Source organism: Stenotrophomonas maltophilia group sp. vghtpe118, from assembly GCF_052605195.1.
Window position 1 is genome coordinate 3155284 of sequence record NZ_CP199672.1, and the last position, 18699, is coordinate 3173982.

The 18699-nt window shown below is 66.8% G+C and carries 13 protein-coding genes; 10 read left to right on the top strand and 3 right to left on the bottom strand.

What is annotated here, in order from left to right:
* Nucleotides 1-272: 272 nt before the first annotated feature.
* Both ACUDTM_RS14400 and ACUDTM_RS14405 read right to left on the bottom strand, forming a co-directional pair.
* Nucleotides 273-1367 (bottom strand): dipeptide epimerase, encoded by a 1095-nt coding sequence (locus tag ACUDTM_RS14400; RefSeq protein WP_012478950.1) that lies wholly within the window; start codon nt 1365-1367, stop codon nt 273-275.
* Nucleotides 1364-2803, bottom strand: a complete 1440-nt coding sequence (locus tag ACUDTM_RS14405; protein WP_445391374.1) for a C40 family peptidase — start codon at nt 2801-2803, stop codon at nt 1364-1366. The genes ACUDTM_RS14400 and ACUDTM_RS14405 overlap by 4 nt, the downstream gene beginning before the upstream one ends.
* 132 nt (nt 2804-2935) lie before the next feature.
* On the opposite strand from ACUDTM_RS14405, the gene ACUDTM_RS14410 reads away from it, so the two are divergent.
* The 9 genes from ACUDTM_RS14410 to hglS all read left to right on the top strand — a co-directional run bounded on the left by ACUDTM_RS14410 (nt 2936) and on the right by hglS (nt 13776).
* Nucleotides 2936-4405: a transglutaminase-like domain-containing protein gene (locus ACUDTM_RS14410; RefSeq protein WP_088497047.1), complete on the top strand. Its 1470-nt coding sequence runs from the start codon at nt 2936-2938 to the stop codon at nt 4403-4405.
* A gap of 51 nt (nt 4406-4456) precedes the next feature.
* Nucleotides 4457-7456: a TonB-dependent receptor gene (locus tag ACUDTM_RS14415; RefSeq protein ID WP_445391375.1), complete on the top strand. Its 3000-nt coding sequence runs from the start codon at nt 4457-4459 to the stop codon at nt 7454-7456.
* Nucleotides 7444-9024 carry a serine hydrolase domain-containing protein gene (locus ACUDTM_RS14420; RefSeq protein ID WP_445391376.1) on the top strand — a complete coding sequence of 527 codons (1581 nt, stop codon included), beginning with the start codon at nt 7444-7446 and terminating at the stop codon, nt 9022-9024. The genes ACUDTM_RS14415 and ACUDTM_RS14420 overlap by 13 nt, the downstream gene beginning before the upstream one ends.
* Nucleotides 8957-9670, top strand: a complete 714-nt coding sequence (locus ACUDTM_RS14425; protein WP_219629286.1) for a M15 family metallopeptidase — start codon at nt 8957-8959, stop codon at nt 9668-9670. Before ACUDTM_RS14420 ends, ACUDTM_RS14425 begins: the two co-directional genes overlap by 68 nt.
* A 209-nt stretch (nt 9671-9879) precedes the next feature.
* On the top strand, nt 9880-10251 hold the full coding sequence (locus ACUDTM_RS14430; RefSeq protein WP_049413267.1) for a hypothetical protein: 372 nt from the start codon (nt 9880-9882) through the stop codon (nt 10249-10251).
* Nucleotides 10252-10483: 232 nt separating this feature from the next.
* Nucleotides 10484-10900: an EF-hand domain-containing protein gene (locus ACUDTM_RS14435; RefSeq protein ID WP_072169043.1), complete on the top strand. Its 417-nt coding sequence runs from the start codon at nt 10484-10486 to the stop codon at nt 10898-10900.
* Nucleotides 10901-10984: 84 nt separating this feature from the next.
* A complete protein-coding gene (locus tag ACUDTM_RS14440) occupies nt 10985-11734 on the top strand; it encodes an HAD family hydrolase (RefSeq protein WP_445391377.1) in 750 nt (249 codons plus the stop codon).
* Nucleotides 11735-11765: 31 nt separating this feature from the next.
* Complete coding sequence (locus ACUDTM_RS14445) at nt 11766-12254, top strand: hypothetical protein (RefSeq protein ID WP_072169045.1); 489 nt, start codon at nt 11766-11768, stop codon at nt 12252-12254.
* A 160-nt stretch (nt 12255-12414) separates the two neighbouring features.
* Nucleotides 12415-13776 (top strand): 2-oxoadipate dioxygenase/decarboxylase HglS, encoded by a 1362-nt coding sequence (gene hglS / locus ACUDTM_RS14450; protein WP_072169046.1) that lies wholly within the window; start codon nt 12415-12417, stop codon nt 13774-13776.
* A 136-nt stretch (nt 13777-13912) separates the two neighbouring features.
* Here the strand turns inward: hglS and ACUDTM_RS14455 are convergent, their stop codons facing one another.
* Nucleotides 13913-15427, bottom strand: a complete 1515-nt coding sequence (locus ACUDTM_RS14455) for an acetyl-CoA hydrolase/transferase family protein (protein WP_021202957.1) — start codon at nt 15425-15427, stop codon at nt 13913-13915.
* Nucleotides 15428-15812: 385 nt separating this feature from the next.
* Here ACUDTM_RS14455 and glnE point away from each other — a divergent pair, with 385 nt between their 5' ends.
* On the top strand, nt 15813-18608 hold the full coding sequence (glnE, locus tag ACUDTM_RS14460) for a bifunctional [glutamate--ammonia ligase]-adenylyl-L-tyrosine phosphorylase/[glutamate--ammonia-ligase] adenylyltransferase (RefSeq protein WP_445391378.1): 2796 nt from the start codon (nt 15813-15815) through the stop codon (nt 18606-18608).
* The last annotated feature ends 91 nt before the right edge of the window (nt 18609-18699 follow it).

Below are 18699 nucleotides of genomic sequence, written 5' to 3' on the forward strand. Positions count from 1 at the left end.
GAGGTTACGGAGCGCAGTTGTTGCTTTTGACGTTGAGTCCGCCTTCAAGCGAGCCGAGCACCGCAGGTCCGGCGAGGGCGAAGAGGCGCGGGTGTCTGAGCGTAGCGAGTTCCCGCGCCGTCCCTCGACGGGCCGAGGAGCGCAGGGAACCGGTGCGTAGCACCGGCTCGCGGCCGGCGGAGCGTTTCTTTGGGTTACTTTTCTTTTCGCGAAAAGAAAAGTAACGCGCGACCCAACGTCAGTGGCACGCAACGTCAGCCGCAAGGCAGAAATCAACCCAGCATCTCCAGCCCACGCACTTCAGTAATACCCAGCCCCGGCACGTCGCTGATGCTGATCTCCGATTCGTTGAAATGCACACCACCGCTGACCGGGTCGAACTGGCCCAGCGAGGGGCCGTCCAGATCAACCTTGGTGATCACATCGCTCTTGGCCACGGCCAGGTGCACGGCCGCAGCCACGCTGATGCTCGATTCGATCATGCAGCCGATCATGCACGGCACGCCGTAGATGCCGGCGATGTCGGCGATGCGGATCGCGTTGGACAGGCCACCGGTCTTCATCAGCTTGATGTTGATGATGTCGGCCGCGCGCTGCTGGATCAGGTCCATCACCTGGCTGGGGCTGAACACGCTTTCGTCGGCCATCACCGGCGTGTTGACGCGGTCGGTGACGTACTTCAGGCCACTGATGTCCGCGGCCTTCACCGGCTGCTCCAGCAGCTCCAGTACCACGCCGGCTTCCTCCAGCGTACGCATCGCATGCACCGCCTGCTTGGCAGTCCAGCCCTGGTTGGCATCCAGGCGCAGCAGGGCACGGCCTTCCACGGCGGCGTGGATGGCCTTGACCCGTTCGATGTCCAGTCCGATGTCCTTGCCGACCTTGATCTTCAGCGACTCGAAGCCGCGCTCGATCGCCGACAGCGAATCGGCCACCATCTTGTCGATGTAGTCCACGCTGATGGTGATGTCAGTGGTGATCACCGGGTCGCCGCCACCGAGCATCTGGTACAGCGGGGCACCGTGCAGCTGCGCCCACAGGTCGTACAGCGCGATCTCCACCGCGGCCTTGGCGCTGGTGTTGCGCTCCATCGCGGTCTGCACCAGCGTGCACAGGTGGTTGAGGTTGACCACGTCCTGGCCGATCAGGCGCGGTGCGATGAAGTGGCGGATCGCTTCGATGATCGAGCCGTGGGTATCACCGGTGATCACCGCTGTAGCCGGTGCCTCGCCGTAACCGGTGTGACCGGTGTCGGTGCGGATCAGCACCACCACGTCCTCCACGGTCTCCACCGTGCGCAGCGCGGTCTTGAACGGTGTCTTCAACGGCACGCGCAGCATGCCCAGTTCGATGGCGGTGATCTTCATTCAGGAGTCTTGGCCCGCAGGCGCTGGATGTTGGTGATGCGGTCGATGTAGCGGACGGTGTCGCTGGCCATCATCGGCTCCAGCGGCGTGACCGAAACACCATTGAGATGGGCCTGCACGCGTTTGCCGTCGGTACCGAACCAGCTGCCACCTGCCGTATCGTGGATGACCCAGGTGCGGCCGTCGACGTGGCCGATGGCCATCATCACATGACCGGGAATGTAGACCAGGTCGCCCACCTGCAGGCGGGTGACGGCACGGTCGCGCACCGCCTTGCCGTCCTTGCCGGTGAACGGCAGGCGATCCAGCGCCGGACTGACCGCCTGCGCGCTGGTATTGCGTGGCAGCAGCACGCCGAAGCTGCGGTAGATCTCGGAGACGAAACCGCTGCAGTCGCGGGTGTCGTAGTCGTGACCCCAGCCGTAGCGCTCGCCCAGGAACTTGAAGGCCTGCTGCAGCAGCAGGCGCGGGGTCAGCGGCAGGTAATCGGCGGCGGTGTCCTGCGAGCGCGGCAGCAGCGCCGGCACCAGCTTCAATCGACCATCGGCTTCGCGTACCGGCAACTGCACCACCCACGAGGCGTGGGCCTGCTGGCCGTTCACCGGTTCGGCGGCGGGCCAGTCGGCCAGCACCGGCAGGCGCACGCCCATGTCCAGCTGCAGGCGCGAGACGCGCGGCTCCTCCGGGGTATAGGCGGTCTGCGCGGTGGCACCGGTGACGATCCGGTACGGTCCCCTCGCGCCGTAGCCGAGCACCGTGGCCTTGTCGCCGCGGGCAATGGCGTCGGCTTCGATCCACGCGCTGTAGCGCTCGCTGTGCACGAACAGCCAGCGGCCGTCGGCACTGCGATGGACCACGGCGACCTTGTCACCGGGGAACAGTGCCGATTCCTGGAAGCGGTCGATGTCGGTGTCACCGACGCTGCTGAAGACGCGCTCGCGGGTGGGGAAGGTGCGCAGCGCGGCACGCTTCACCACCAGCCCATACTGCGCTGCCACCTGTGTGGGAATCGCATCGAGGCCGAGGTTGGCTTCGATCGCGCTGCGCAGCGCGGGTGGGATCGACTGGCCCTTGTCGTTGTAGAGAGCGCGGGTGGGCCAGCTCGACAGCGCGGTGATGCTGGCACGCACCGCCGCCGCATCAAGCTGGGCGGGCAGTGCGGCGATGTCCTGGATGTGGCTGTCCTGCGCCCGCATGCGCGCGTTCTGTGCTTCGATCTGCGCGCGATCCAGAATCGGCGCATCGGCGTTGTCCAGGCGCGCGGCCCAGTACTGCGGGGTCAGATAGGCCTCGTGCAGGCCGATCACATAGGGCAGCGGCGCACCCGGGTCGGGCGGTGGGGCTGCCTGTGCAAAGGCCGGAGCGGCCAGCAGGCACAGGGCCAGGGTCAAGCGGCGCGGCCAATGCCGGTGCCGTTCGCGGAAAGCCAGGCTCATGCGGTGCACACCCTCCTCGAATGCCTGTTGGAATATTTATTCCTTTTGGCTACGAAAGCAAGAATAAATTATTGACCGACATCCCGGCCCGTGTTACACAGCCGTTACCACCCGCGCTGGGGAAGTGTCGCTGTGGATCCTGCCGTTCGCAAACCGCGTCTGCCTGCCGCCGGCCTGTGTGCCGTGCTGCTGCTGTGGGTGTCGGCCACGCACGCAGCAGACGAGCGCAGCAGCCAGCAGCGCGCGCGAGGAGTGCAGGTGATCGACCTGATCGACAGCGGCCGTTTCCGCGACGCCGACGCGCTGCTGGCCACTGCACCCGCCGCCACTGACGAAGCGTTCCAGCGCGAGCGCATGCGCCGCATCCGCCTGGATTTCGCCCTCGACGAAAGCGCCGCCAAGGACGCCGTACGGCGCGGCATTCCCGATCTGACCGACGAGGAATTTGCGCGCTGGGACCAACTCGGCCTGATCGAGCATCTCGATATCGATGGCGAGCGTTGGTACTTCAAGCGCGCACCCTCGAACCTGTTCCTGCTCAGCGACGAAGCACGCGCGCGTCGCCGCGCGGATGCACCGATGCCCGCTCCGGGCCCGAGCGAAGTGCTCAACGCACACCACGCGCGCGTGGTGGCCGCGTCCGAGCAGCGTGGCCAGGCGTCGGTGCTGCCGCAGCGCATCGAATTCACCCAGTCGCTGACGGTGAAGGCCGATGCGGTGCCGGCCGGCGAGACCGTGCGTGCCTGGATTCCATACCCGCGCGAGATCCCCGGCCAGCAGGAGCAGGTGCAGTGGCTGGGCAGCACCCCGGGCAAGGCGCGCGTGGCTCCGGCCCATACCCAGCAACGCACCGCCTACCTCGAAGCCAAAGCGGTTGCCGGGCAGCCGACCCGTTTCGAGATCCGTTACGCGGTCACGATCTTCGCCCGGCATACCGCGATCGATCCGGCCAAGGTGCAGGCGACACCGAACGATCCCGCATTGAAGCCCTACCTGGCCGAACAGCTGCCGCATGTGCGTTTCACCCCGGCATTGAAGCTGTTCTCCGACCAGGTGCTGCAGGGCGAGACGCGCCCGTATGAAGTGTTGCGCAAGCTGTTTGCCGCGGTCGACCGCATTCCATGGGCCGGTGCGCGCGAATATTCCACGCTCAGCAACATCAGCGACTACGCACTGCGTGCCGGCCATGCCGACTGCGGGCAGCAGACCCTGTTGCTGATCGCGCTGCTGCGCCTGAACGGCATTCCCGCGCGCTGGCAGTCGGGCATGGTGTTCTCCGGCGACGGCAGCGGCTACAACAACCTGCATGACTGGGGGCAGGTCTACCTGGCGCCGTATGGCTGGCTACCGATGGACGTGACCACCGGCGCACTGGCCAGTGATGTGCCGGCCCTCCGTGACTTCTACCTGGGTGGCCTCGACGGCTACCGCATCGCATTCAACGACGATTTCGGCCAGCCCTTCGTGCCGGCCAAGCAGCACTTCCGCTCGGAAACGGTCGACTCGCAGCGCGGCGAGGCCGAGTGGGCAGGCGGCAACCTGTACTTCGACCAATGGAGCTACGACTTCCAGTGGCGGGTACTGCCAGCCAGGCAACGCTAGCGCGACACATCGCATTCCACACCATTCAATTCTTGCAGGAGAGAGCAGGGGATGAAGGCTTACAGCATCAAGCGGGCGGCGTTGTGCGTCGCCCTTGGGGCGTGTCTGGGCGTGATCGCGCCCAGCGCATTCGCACAGGATGGTTCGGTGGTCGGCCGGCTGGTCAGCGATGCTGGCCAGGTACCGGCCGGTGCCACGGTGACCGTACGCAATCCGGCAACGGGCTTCGTGCGCTCCGTGCAGGCCGAAGCCAACGGCAGCTACCGCATTCCGTTGCTGCCGGTCGGCACCTATGAGATGGAGGTGAGCCTGCCCGGCGGAGGGGCCAGCCGCGTCGGCCAGGTGACGGTCAGTCTGGGCAGCGCGACCACGGTGAACGTGCCGCTCGGCGCGGTCAGCACGCTGGGCACGGTTGAAGTACGGGCACCGCAGGTAGTGTCGATGGTGGATGTGAAGTCCACCGAGTCGGCCACCAACATCACCCGCGAAGAGCTTTCGCGGCTGCCGGTGGACCGTGACATCACCGCGGTGGCGCTGCTGGCGCCGGGTGCGGTGAAGGGCAAGGGCTCGCTGGGTGGCCAAGGCATTTCCTTCGGGGGTTCGTCGGTGGCCGAGAACACCGTCTACATCAATGGCCTGAACGTCACCGACTTCTACAACCGGGTCGGCTTCTCGTCGGTACCGTTTTCGTTCTACCAGGAATTCCAGGTCAAGACTGGCGGCTACTCGGTGGAGTTCGGGCGCAGCACCGGCGGTGTCATCAACGCGGTGACCCGCTCGGGCAGCAATGATTTCAAGGCCGGCGCCGAGCTGGTGTTCGAGCCGCGCGCGTGGCAGTCGCAGGCCCGCGACCGCTACGACGGCAACGGCAGCCGCTACATCACCGCCAGCCGCGACGACTACAGCCGCAGCGCGCTGAATGTGTTCGCTTCCGGTGCGCTGGTGCAGGATCGACTGTTCTTCTTCGGAATGTACGAGGCGCGCGACTACCGCCCGACCTCGACCAACGACGCCGGTACGCGCCTGAGCCAGGGCAAGGCCGATGATCCGTTCTGGGGCGGCAAGATCGACTGGCAGATCACCGACAACCAGATGCTGTCGCTGTTCGGTTTCTCGGACAAGAGCAAGACGCTCACCGATGTCTACGCCTACGACTACGCCACGGGGCAGACCGTGGGCGACCGCAGCAACCAGATCTACAACACGGTGGGCGGCAAGAACTGGTCCGGCACCTACAGCTGGCAGGTGAACAACGACCTGACCATGAAACTGATGTATGGCGAGAACAAGCGCAACCGTGTGCAGAGCTCGTTGATGGACCAGAACTGCAACCGCGTGTTCGACAACCGAACCGCCAGCCAGGGCGTGCCGCCCTCGCTGCAGGGTGACCGCAGCTGCACCAGCAGTTCGCAGCTCGAATCCGCATTGGACACCCGCAAGGCCGCGCGCGCCGATTTCGAATGGACGCTGGGCAACCACCTGCTGCGGTTCGGCCTGGATCGGGAGGAGAACACGTCCGACTACAGTCGCGCCTATCCCGGTCCGGGCGGCCTGCGCTACGACATCTACGCTCGCACGCCCGGCAGTTCGCTCAACGGCGGCGTCGTGCCGGCCAGTGGCCTGGTGGCGCGCACCCGTCGCTATGAAGTGGAAGGCGCCTTCGAGACGATCAACTCGGCCTACTACCTGGAAGACAACTGGCAGGTGACGCCGAACCTCCTGCTGAACATGGGTCTGCGCCTGGAAGCCTTCGACAACAAGGGTGGCGACGGCAGCAGCTACATCAAGATCGACGACATGCTGGCCCCGCGCCTGGGCTTCTCCTGGGACGTGCGCGGCGATGGCACGACCAAGGTCTTCGGCAACCTGGGCCGCTACTTCCTGCCGGTGGCCAACGTCATCAACATCAAGCAGGCCGGTGGCTTCCTCGACGAGCGGACCTGGTATGAGTTCCTCGGCTACAGCGGCGCAGCCAACAACATCCCGAACCTGGGCGCGCAGATCGGCCCGGTGGACAACTCGCAGGGCGACGGCAGCGTGCCGGACCTGCGTGCCGAAGTTAACCGGGACATGGACCCGGTGTACCAGGACGAGGCGATCCTCGGCTTCCAGCAGATGATCAACGAAGCCTGGTCGGTCGGTGCCAGCGTGACCTATCGCCGGCTGCACAACGCCATCGATGACATGAACATTACCGCCACCGGGCAATGCGGTGCCATCGACGGCGTATGGATCATGGGCAATCCGGGCCGCACCAACACCGTGTGGGGAGACACCAACTGTGACGGCAGCAACGATGGCTGGATCAGCATCGATACGTCGAAGGAAGGCTGGGCGCTGTACGACGACAACGGCAACTACGTCGGCCAGCGCGGCTGGGTGAAGCCCAAGCGTGACTACAAGGCACTGGAGCTGCAAGTCGACCGGGCCTGGGACGGCAAGTGGGGCTTCAACGCGTCCTACACCCTCGCATACGGCCGCGGCAATGCAGAAGGCCCGGTCAACTCCGATACCGACTTCGCCGATGCCGGGCGTACCGAGAACTTTGACAATCCGTGGGTGAACTACCGCGGCTACGGCTATCTGGCCAACGACCGCCGACACCAGTTCAAGTTCCGTGGTAGTTATGCGTTGACCGAGAACCTGAGCGTAGCCGCTACGCTGGGCGTGCAGTCGGGCAGCCCGATCACGCGTTTCGGCGCCGGTAATCCATTCGACGCCACTGATTTCCACAGCTACTACGTGTGCGTGTCCAACTGCCAGGCCACGGTGCCCTCCGAACGCGTGTTCGTGCATTCCCCGCGCGGTGGCGATGGCCGCACGCCGTGGACCTACGACCTGGACGTGAGCGTGTCGTACAAGGTGCCGATCCCCACCGACCTGCGCCTCAAGCTGGCGGTGTACAACGTGCTCAACCAGCAGCGCGTGGTGACCGTGGATCAGGACTACGAACCGCAGGACAGCATCGGTACGCCGAATCCGCTGTACCGCTACGGTACCGGGTTCCAGTCGCCGCGTTATGCGCAGCTGACCGTCACATGGGCGTACTGAGACCCGCCCAGCACGCTCGACGCTGCATCTGCGTGGCCGTGTTGGCGGTGTTTCCGGTTGCGGCGGCGCAGACCAGCGCGACCGCATCGATCGAGGCCGACGTCGCCGCCGCGGTCCAGCACGAGCACCTGCCCGGGCTGGCCATCGCGGTGGTCGACAACGGGCAGGTGGTCTATCGCCACGCCGAAGGCGCGCGTGGCGACGGCGGCCGCATCGACCAGGACACGCTGTTCAAGATCGCCTCCAACAGCAAGGCGATGACCGCCGCGCTGCTGGCGCGGCTGGTGCAGCAGGGCAAGCTGCGCTGGGAGGATCCGGTGCAGCAACATCTGCCGGGCTTCCGCATGCACGATGCGTGGGTGGGCGAGCAGATGCAGGTGCGCGACCTGCTGATCCACAACAGCGGCCTGGGCCTGGGCGCCGGTGACCTGATGCTGTGGCCGGAGCCGAACGCGTTCACCCGCGCCGACATCATCGCCGGGCTGGCGCACCTGAAGCCGGTCAGCAGTTTCCGCAGCCGCTATGCGTACGACAACCTGATGTACGTGGTGGCCGGCGAACTGGCCGCTGCGGCGGGTGGCAAGCCGTATGACCAGCTGATGCGCGAGCAGGTGTTCGAGCCGCTGGGCATGACCCGCTGCCAGGTGGGGGCGTGGTCGGTGAAGCGGGTGGGCAACGTGGCGCAGCCACACGCTTGGCATGGCGACCACAATGCGGTGGTGAACGCCGATGGTGCGATCAGCCCGGATCTACCGTCGATGGCCGCCGGCGGCATCCGCTGTTCGCTGCGCGACATGACGCGCTGGATGCAGGTGCTGCTCGATCCTGCCCTGGCACCTGGCTGGTTGGATGCTGAGCAGCGCCGTACGCTGTGGACCCTGCACATGCCGATGGCGCTGGGTGAACGCCAGCGGCGCTGGGACAACGCGCATTTCTATGGCTACGGCTATGGCTGGCGGGTGTCGGACATGGACGGGCAGTGGAAGGTGGCGCACACCGGCACCCTGTCGGGCATGTACTCGTCGCTGGCGCTGCTGCCTGACCGCAAGGTGGGCGTGGTGATGCTGATCAACGGTGAAGGCGAGGATGCGCGCACCGCATTGATGCAGGCCGCGCTGAAGCGCTTCACCGCCCCCGATGAGGCGCGTCCGGCACTGGCGTACCTGGCCGAACTGAAGGCAGACCAGGCTAGGGCAAGCGGCCATCAGCGGCCGGCGACGTCGGAGGCACGGCCGGCATCGGACGCCGATCTGCCGCGCTGGCACGGCCGCTACACCGATCCGTGGCTGGGGCCGGCCTCGCTGTGCCCGGGCAAGGACGGCCTGCGCTTCAGCGTGGACAAGTCGCCCCGGCTGCAGGGGGCTGTGCTGCAGCTGCAGGGGCGCTGGCTGCTGCGCTGGGATACGCTGGGCGAAGACGCGCAGGCGTGGCTGCAGCCGGGTGAGGGCCTGGCACCGACACTGGACCTGCGCGCCATCGATCCGGACATCGACTTCAGCTATGACTTCCAGGACCTGCATTTCACTCGTACTGGCGATTGCCCTGGCAGCGACCACCAGCGCCGCTGAGCCACCGCGCGTTTCACCGGCCACCGACGCGGCCAGCGCCGGGCTGGTGGAGATCCGTACGTTGTCGCCGCGCATCGACCTGGACATCCGCTATGCGGGTGCCAACAACTTCACCGGCGCGCGCGTGCCCGGCTACGAGGCGCCTTCGTGCTACCTGCTGGCGCCGGTGGCGAAGGCGCTGGCCCAGGTGGAGCAGGACCTGCGCGCCGATGGCTTCGGCCTGCGCCTCTACGACTGCTACCGGCCGGTGCGTTCGGTGCAGGCCTTCATGGCCTGGGTGAACGATCCGCGCGAGCTCTCGCGCAAGGCACAGCAGTATCCGGGCCTGGACAAGCCGCGCCTGCTGGCCGACGGCTACATCGCCGAGCGCTCCGGCCACAGCCGCGGTGCCACGGTGGATCTGGGCCTGCTGGATTGCCGCAGCGGTGCATGCACGCCGTTGGACATGGGCACTGACTTCGACTTCTTCGGGCCGCGTGCGCATACGCAGACGAGCGGGCTGAGTGAGACGCAGCAGGCGAACCGGCGGCAACTGGTGCAGGCAATGGCACGGCGTGGTTTCGTGAACTATCCGCAGGAGTGGTGGCACTACACGTTCCAGCCGGAACCGGATCCCGGTACCGCGTACGACGTCCCGGTACGGTAGGGGTAACGGCAGGGCACCGCCCAGCCTCTGACAGTTTCCCGCGCGGTCCGTTGTAGGGCCGAGCCCATGCTCGGCTGCTCTTTGTTCAATCGTCGAATTATTCGATCTCGATGGAGACTCATCCACGCATGGCGTGGATCTACTGTGGCTGCCGGTTGGGTCCGAAGCAGATCCCTTACACTGGCCGCCTCTTCATCCCTGCCCACCCGATGAACCTTCCCCTGCACTTCGGCCTGCTCGGCACCCTGGAAGCGGGCGCCATTGCCCTGCTGGTCGGCCTGCTCGTGTACCTCCTGTGGTCGCAGCTGTGCCGCCTGCTGCGGTGGTCGATGGGGCACGCGATCGGCTGGTCCTGCGTCATCGCCGTGATCATCGCCGCCGGCATCGATGCGTGGAAGCTGTTCTACATGGGCATCGTGCGGCTGGAATCGCCGCTGTACGCGCGCATCTTCCTGGCCACCATCCACGATCCGAACGAACTTGGCAGCCGTGTGGTGCTGGAAATCGCCGGTGCGCTCGCCGGTGTTGCTCTTGCATGGGTGTTGTTCAGTTCGCGGTCATCGGAAAAAACCGTCGACTGACGCAGGTTTTTCGTTGCCTGCCGGTTAAATGCAGAGGCGCTGAATGCGCATCTTATGAGCCACTCACTTCACCCTAACCACCGCGCTAAAGCATGCGTGTAGGCCAGTGGTTAATCGCGCGTGTGGGCGCCGCTCGCGACGCAAAATCGATTCAGAAACGCGGTGGCAGGGTAGGTGCCGTGCGGAATCAACACGCCGCGCAACACCACCCAATCGGTAGGAGACACCCCTGATGACTATTCGCAACCGCAAGCCCCTGATCGCCCTGTTCGTCGCCGCCGGCAGCGTGCTGGCCATCCCGGCGATGGCCCAGTCGGCCAAGCAGCAGGCCGCGCAGGCGCAGAACGAAGCCGCTCAGGCCCAGCAGGCGGCTGCACAGGCCGGCCAGGCCGCCGACCAGGCGACCAATGCGGCCGCAGCGGCATCGGCGCAGGCCAATGGCGGTGGCCAGACCTGGGCCAGCATCGATACCGATGGCAACGGCACCATCAGCAAGACCGAGGCGCAGGTGAACGCCGGCCTGGCCCAGGTGTTCGACCAGGCTGATACCAACAAGGACGGCGAACTGAGCGCCGATGAGTACAAGGCCTACGTGGCCGCCCAGCAGGCTGGTGCGGGTGGCGCAGCGCAGGGTGCGCAGGGCAGGTAAGTCCTGCATCGGGGCGTATGGGAACCCGGGCGGCTTCGGCCGCCCGGGTTTTTTTCGTCACCATGGCCCCTGTATCCTTGGGCGATGAACACCCAAAGGCTTGCGCCGTCGCGCGCCATCGGCCTGGTCGGTTTTGACGGTGACGATACGCTGTGGAAGAGCGAGGACTACTACCGCAAGGCCGAGCAGGATTACCTTGACCTGCTGTCGCGCTATGTCGACGTGCATGACACCCAGACCGCCCGCCACCTGCTGGAAGTGCAGCAGCGCCACCTGGGCACCTTCGGCTACGGCGTCAAGAGCATGACCCTGTCGATGATCGAAGCGGCCATCGACATCACCGGCCAGCGCATCGACGCGAAGGACATCCAGCGCATTCTGGAGATCGGCCACGACACCCTGCGCCACCCGGTCGAGCTGATCGACGGCGTGCGTGAAGCGGTGGCGGCCATCGCCGAGCACTACCCGGTGGTGCTGATCACCAAGGGCGACCTGTTCCACCAGGAAGCCAAGATCAAGGTCGCCAACCTGGCCGAGCTGTTCCCGCGCATCGAGATCGTCTCGGAGAAGGATCCGGAAACCTACGCCCGCGTGCTGGCCGAATTCGACCTGCCGATGCAGCGCTTCGTGATGGTCGGCAACTCGCTGCGCTCGGACATCGAGCCGGTGGTGACGCTGGGTGGCTGGGGCGTGCATACCCCGTACGCAGTGACCTGGGCCCACGAGACCCAGCATGGCGTGGCCGACGACGAACCGCGCATGGTCACTGCCGATACCGCCCACGACTGGCCGGCCGCACTGGCGGCGATCGAGGCCAAGGCTGCTGCGGCCTGACAGGGCCGGTCGGCTGCGGCAGAATCGGGGCATGAACCACCGACTGCGCGCGCTGATGTTGTTCCTGCTGCTGGCGCCGGCCACCGTGCTGGCCCAGCAGACCGCCGAGCGTTCGGCCACCTATGAAGTGGACACCGGCGACAGCTGGGTCGACGCCCAGCTGCAGGACATCAACCACTACGCCGAACGCTACCCCGACGCCTTCCTCGACGAAGTGTCGCGCTATGCCGACGTGCCGCGCGGCTACATCAGCGCGCTGTTCACCACCCACGGCTGGCAGGCAGGAGACATTTATTTCGCCTGCTTCTGGGCCAAGGCCAGTGGCCAGACCTGCCGCGACAGCGTGCGTGCCTTCAGCCAGGACCCGGAGGGCGGCTGGGAGGCGGTGGTCAAGCGCATGCCCACCAAGCCGGACAATCTGCACTACCGGGCTGTGCGCCATGCCATCGTGGCCAGCTACCAGCACTGGGACCGGCCGATCACCCTGGATGCCACGCTGAAGCGCCAGTTGAAGCGGTAGTGCCGGCCGCTGGCCGGCAATAGCATCCTTTCCAGGCATCCGGGGTTGCCGGCCAGCGGCCGGCACTACCCGGTCATGTTGCTCTGCGTATCGCCGCCGCCACGCGCTCCGGCGACAATACGGGTCCGAGCTGTTCCCCGTTCCCGTAATCGAGTGACTGATGAGCGCCTCTTTCGTTTCGCCTGATGTGATCCGCCGCCTGTTCGCGCAGGCCATGTCCCGCATGTACCGCACCGAAGTGCCGCTGTACGGCACGCTGGTGGAACTGGTGGAGCGGATCAACGCGCAGGTGCTTGCCCAGGACCCGGCGCTGGCCGCGCAGCTGCAGCGCAACGACGAGCGTGCGCGCCTGGATGAAGAGCGTCATGGCGCGATCCGCGTCGGTACCGTGCAGGAACTAGCGACACTGCGCCGCCTGTTCGCGGTGATGGGCATGTACCCGGTCGGCTACTACGACCTGTCGGTGGCCGGCGTGCCGGTGCACTCCACCGCGTTCCGCCCGCTGACCGGCGCGGCGCTGGCGCAGAATCCGTTCCGCGTGTTCACCTCGCTGCTGCGCCTGGAGCTGATCGAAGACGAAGCCCTGCGTGCCGAGTCGGCGAAGATCCTCGCACGCCGCCGCATCTTCACCGACGGCGCGCTGGCGCTGATCGACCAGGCCGAGCGCGACGGTGGCCTGTTGCAGGCCGATGCCGAGCGCTTCGTCCAGGAGGCGCTGGAAACCTTCCGCTGGCACGGCGATGCCACGGTCGACCTGCCGACCTACCACGCCCTGCACAACGCGCACCGCCTGGTGGCTGACGTGGTCAGTTTCCGCGGCCCACACATCAACCACCTGACCCCGCGCACGCTGGACATCGACGCTGCACAGGCGGCAATGATCGAGCACGGCATGGCGGCCAAGGCGGTGATTGAAGGCCCGCCGCGTCGTGCCTGCCCGATCCTGCTGCGCCAGACCAGCTTCAAGGCGCTGGAAGAGGCCGTGCACTTCCCGGATGCCGAAGGGGGTGATGCCGGCACCCATACCGCGCGCTTCGGCGAGATCGAACAACGCGGCCTGGCGCTGACCCCGAAGGGCCGCGCGCTGTACGACCAGCTGCTGTCGCAGGCCCGCGACGCCGGTGGTGAAGGCAGCACCGGCGGCGACTACGGCCAGCGCCTGCAGGCGGTGTTCGCCAGCTTCCCGGATGACCATGACACCCTGCGCCAGGAAGGCCTGGGGTATTACCGCTACCAGCTGACCGACGCTGGCCGCGCCGCGCCGGAGCGCGTGGCCGATCTGCCCGCTGAAGTGCTGGTGGCCGCCGGCCTGGCCACGGCCGACCCGATCGTCTACGAGGATTTCCTGCCGGTCAGTGCCGCGGGCATCTTCCAGTCGAACCTGGGCGGCGAAGAACAGCGCGCCTATGCCGCGCATGCCAACCGTGAGGCCTTCGAGCAGGCCTTGGGCGTGGCGGTGAACGACGAGTTCGAGATCTACGAGCGGCTGCAGGCCGAGTCGCTGGCGGCGCTGCGCGGGTAAACCGCTTGCCGTGGAGCCGAGCGTGGGCTCGGCTCTACAGGGATTCTGCGGAGCGGCCCCTTTATAGAGCCGGCCGCTGGCCGGCTGTTGGGGAAGCCGGCCAGCGGCCGGCTCTACCCGACGTCCGTAGCGGGCCTCAGCCCTTCATCGTGCCGGTATCCAGCCAGCGCTGGTGCCACGACAACGCTTCCGGCAGCAGGTGCGGGGTGTGCTTGCCGTAGCTCTCGCGGCTGGCACGGTCGAAGTAATCCTGCAGCTGCGGGCGGAAGTCCGGGTGGGCGCAGTTGTCGATCAGCACCTGCGCGCGCTTGCGCGGGGTCAGGCCGCGCAGATCGGCCAGGCCCTGTTCGGTGACGATCACCGACACATCGTGCTCGGTGTGGTCGACATGGCTGGCCATCGGCACGATCGCCGAGATGGTGCCGTTCTTGGCGGTGGACGGGCTCAGGAACGCCGACAGGAAACCGTTGCGGGCAAAGTCACCGGAACCGCCGATGCCGTTCATGATCCGCGTGCCCATCACGTGCGTCGAATTGACGTTGCCGTAGATGTCCACCTCGATCATGCCGTTCATGCCGATGCAGCCCAGGCGGCGCACCAGTTCCGGGTGGTTGGAGATTTCCTGCGTGCGCATGATGATGCGCTCGCGGTAGAAATCGATGTTCTCCTTGAACGTCTCATTCGCCTGCGGGCTCAGCGCGAAGCCGGTGCAGGAGGCGTAGCTCAGCACGCCGTCGCGCAGCAGGTCGAGCATGCCGTCCTGGATCACTTCGGTGAACGCGGCCAGGTCGCGGAAACCACTCTTGGCCAGGCCGGCCAGCACGGCGTTGGGGATGTTGCCCACGCCCGACTGCAGCGGCAGCAGGTTCGGCGGCAGGCGGCCCTTCTTCACCTCGTGCTTGAGGAACTCGATCAGGTGCGAAGCGATCTGCTCGCTGGTTGCATCGATCGGGCTGAACGGGCTGTTGCGGTCCGGGCCGTTGGTACGCACCACGGCCACGATCTTGTCCGGGTCGCAGCGCAGCGCGGTATCGCCGATGCGGTCGTTGGCGTTCACCAGCGGAATCGGCTTGCGGTGCGGCGGCAGCGCGGTGCCGTAGTAGATGTCATGCATGCCGTCGACACCGGCCGGCTGCCACTCGTTGACCTCGACGATCACCTTCCTGGCCAGGTCCAGCCAGGTCTTGTTGTTGCCGACCGAGGTGGAGGGCACCAGCGAACCATCTTCGCGGATGGCCGAGACTTCGATGACGGCGGTATCGATCTCGCCATAGAAGCCGAACCACACGTGCTGGGCAACGTGGCTGAGGTGGATGTCGATGTAATCCAGCTTGCCCTCGTTGATGCGGTTGCGCGCGTCCGGGTCGCTCTGGAACGGCATGCGCATGGCGATGCCATCGGCCTTGGCCAGCGCGCCATCGAGTTCCGGCGCGGTCGAGGCGCCGGTCATCAGCTTGATCTGGAAGGGATTGCCCTGGGCATGCACCGCTTCGATGCGGCGGGCCAGTTCGACGGGAACGGCCTTGGGATAGCCGGAGCCGGTAAAGCCGCTCATGGCCACGGTTTCACCGGGCTGGATCAGCGCGGCTGCGGCCTCGGCGGAGACCACGCGGTCACGGAGACGCGCGTTGGCGATGCGATCAACAGACATGACGACAGTGTTTCTGGGGGGAATCCCGATTATCGGCCATCCTCATCCGTACGGGGGGTTCTACCTTCGTGGAATGGCTTTTCCCCCAGGGGCTCACCCATACCCACCGGTTCTGTTTTGCAGTGCAGCGTGCAAAGTGCTTTCGCAGCCCGCACGATGGCCCTGCATCCCGACGTGGGGGAGGGAGCAGAGCCCGCTGGCAGTTCGCTGCAAGCGGGCTTTTTTATTGCCTGTCGCCCAGTATGAATGCGCGGCTCCCAGTATCGGTAGTGGCGGCCGCTGGCCGGCAACCCCAGTAACCTTCGGCAGGATCATCGGATTTGCCGGCCAGCGGCCGGCACTACTGGGTCCGTTGCGCCCCAGCCGGGTCGATACAATCAGACCCATGACCCTCGCCCCCGCTGACCTGCCCGCCGCCCTGCAGCCTCTTGTCGACCGCGCGCTGGCGCGCTTGGCCCAGGTCCTGCCCGAACCCATCCCGACCGATCTGCTGCCGCTGCTGAGCCGGTTGGCGGTGACCAGCGACTTCGCGCTGGACACCCTGGTGCGGCAACCGGCGCTGCTGGCGCAGCTGGCCGCGCCCGGTTGCCCGCCGATCCCGCCACCGGTGCTCGATCCGCTGCAGCCCAGCGACTGGCCGGCGCAGATCCGGCGCTGGCGTACTGCCATGTCGACGCGGCTGATCTGGCGCGACCTGACCGGTCTGGACGACGTGGCACAGACCCTGGCTGGCGCCACCACCCTGGCCGAGGACTGCCTGCGGCTGGCGCTGGACGCGCTGCAGCAGGAATTCGCCCAGCGGCACGGTGTGGTCCGCGATGGCGAAGGCGCCGCGCAGCAGCTGGTGGTGTTCGGCCTCGGCAAGCTCGGCGGCGGCGAGCTCAACTTCAGTTCCGATATCGACCTGGTCTACGCCTATCCGCACGGCGGCGAATCCGACGGCCCGCGCGCGCTGGCCGCCGAAGAGTATTTCGCCCGCCTCGGCCAGCGCCTGGCCAAGCTGCTGGACGAAACCACCGTCGATGGCTTCAGCCACCGCGTTGACCTGCGCCTGCGCCCGTTCGGCAGCGCCGGCCGCGTCGCGCTGTCGTTCGCGGCGATGGACCAGTATTTCCAGCGCGAAGGCCGCGACTGGGAGCGCTATGCGTGGCTGAAGGCGCGCGCGGTCGCCGGTGATATCGAGGCCGGCGAAGCGTGGCTGCAGACCCTGCGCCCGTTCGTGTACCGCCGCTACCTGGATTTCACTGCGCTCGATGGCCTGCGCGAGATGAAGGCGGCGATCACCGCCGAAGTCGCGCGCCGCGAGCTGCACGAAGACATCAAGCGCGGCGCCGGTGGCATCCGCGAGATCGAGTTCCTGTGCCAGGCGCTGCAGCTGATCCGCGGTGGCCGCGAACCTGCGCTGCGCGAGCGCCGCCTGCTGGTGGCGCTGGACGCGCTGGTAGCTGCGGGGCAGATCGCGCCCGAGGACGGCAGTGCGCTGCGCGAGGCCTACCTGTTCCTGCGCCGCCTGGAGAATCGCCTGCAGATGCTGCGCGATGCGCAGACCCACGTGCTGCCCAGCGATGCACTGGACCGGCAGCGCATCGCCGTCGGCCTCGGCTACGCGGACTGGGACGTGTTGCGCGCGGCGCTGGCCGAACAGCAGCAGCGGGTCAGTACCGAATTCGCCGCGCTGCTGGCACCGCGCAAGGGCCAGGCCGCGCCCGACGCGCTGGCCAACTACTGGCGTAGCCTGCCCGAGGGCAGCAACGCACCGTTGCTGGCTGAAGCCGGTTTCCTCGATGCCAACGGCGCGGACCAGTCATTGCGTGATTTCGCGCAGGGCACCGGCGTGAAGTCATTGTCCGATGCCGCGCGTGCGCGGCTGGATCGCGTACTGCCCGCGTTGCTGCATGCGGCCACGCGTTCGCCGCAACCCGACGCCGCGCTCAGGCGCGTGCTTGGCCTGCTGCAGGCGGTGCTGCGCCGGACCAGCTATCTCGCGCTGCTGGACGAACAGCCCAGCGCGCTGGCGCGGCTGGTCGACGTGCTGGCGCGCAGCGCGCTGCTGGCCGAGCGGCTGGCCGCGTACCCGCTGCTGCTGGACGAACTGCTGGACGTGCGCGTGTCCGGGCCGATGCCCGATGCGGCCGGTATGCTGGCCGAGTGCCAGCAGGTGCTGGCGGTGGAAGATCCCGAATCCGCACTGCGCTGGCTCAACGAGACGCGGCTGGCGCTCAGCTTCCGCATGGCACTGGCCACGCTGGATGGCCGCCAGGGTGCGGTGGACAGCACGCGGCAACTGGCCGAGCTGGCGCAGGCGGTGGTCACCACCGTGCTGGCGATGGCCGAGGCGGACATGCGCGCCGCGCACGGCGGGATTCCCGGTGGACGTTTCGCGATCATCGGCTACGGCAGCCTCGGCGGGCTTGAGCTGGGCTTCGGTTCCGACCTGGACCTGGTGTTCCTGCACGACAATCCGGCCGGCGTGGAGGCCAGCGATGGCGCACGTCCGCTGGAACCGGGGCGCTGGTATGCACGACTGGCACAGAAGGTGATGGCGCTGCTTGGTGCGGTCACCGCCGCCGGGCGCCTGTACGACATCGACGTGCGCCTGCGCCCGGACGGTGGCAAGGGTTCGCTGGTGTCTTCGTTGGCCAGCTACACTGAATACCAGCGCGAACGCGCGTGGACCTGGGAACACCAGGCCCTGGTCCGCGCACGCGGTGTGGCCGGTGATGCCAGCCTGCTGGCCGATTTCGAACAGGTGCGCGCACAGACACTGGGTCGTGAGCGCGATCCGGCCACGCTGTATGCCGATGTGCTGAAGATGCGCGGCCGCATGCGCACTGAACTGGACCGCAGCGATGCCGCGCGGCTGGACCTGAAACAGGGTGCCGGTGGCGTGGTGGACCTGGAGTTCCTGCTGCAGACCGGCGTGCTGGCGCGTAGTGCGCAGCATTCCGCGCTGTTGCAGCCACGCGACACGCCGTCGCTGATCGATGCGTTGGCGGTTGCCGGTTTCCTTCCGGAAGACACTGCGCAAGCACTGCATGGCGCGCATGCCACGCTGCTGGATGTCGGCCTGGCCTGCACGCTGGACCGGCGCCCGCGATTGGCACCGACCACGCCCGCGATTGAAGAGGCGTGTGCCGCGATTACGGCAGCGTGCAGAGCGGCAGCGTTGCCGTTCGGGTGATGGGTGCACCCATTAGAACAATTGCCCGGGGATGATCCGCTGTTGGTAGGTGCCAACCGTTGGTCGGCACAATCTGTCAGCGGTGATGAAC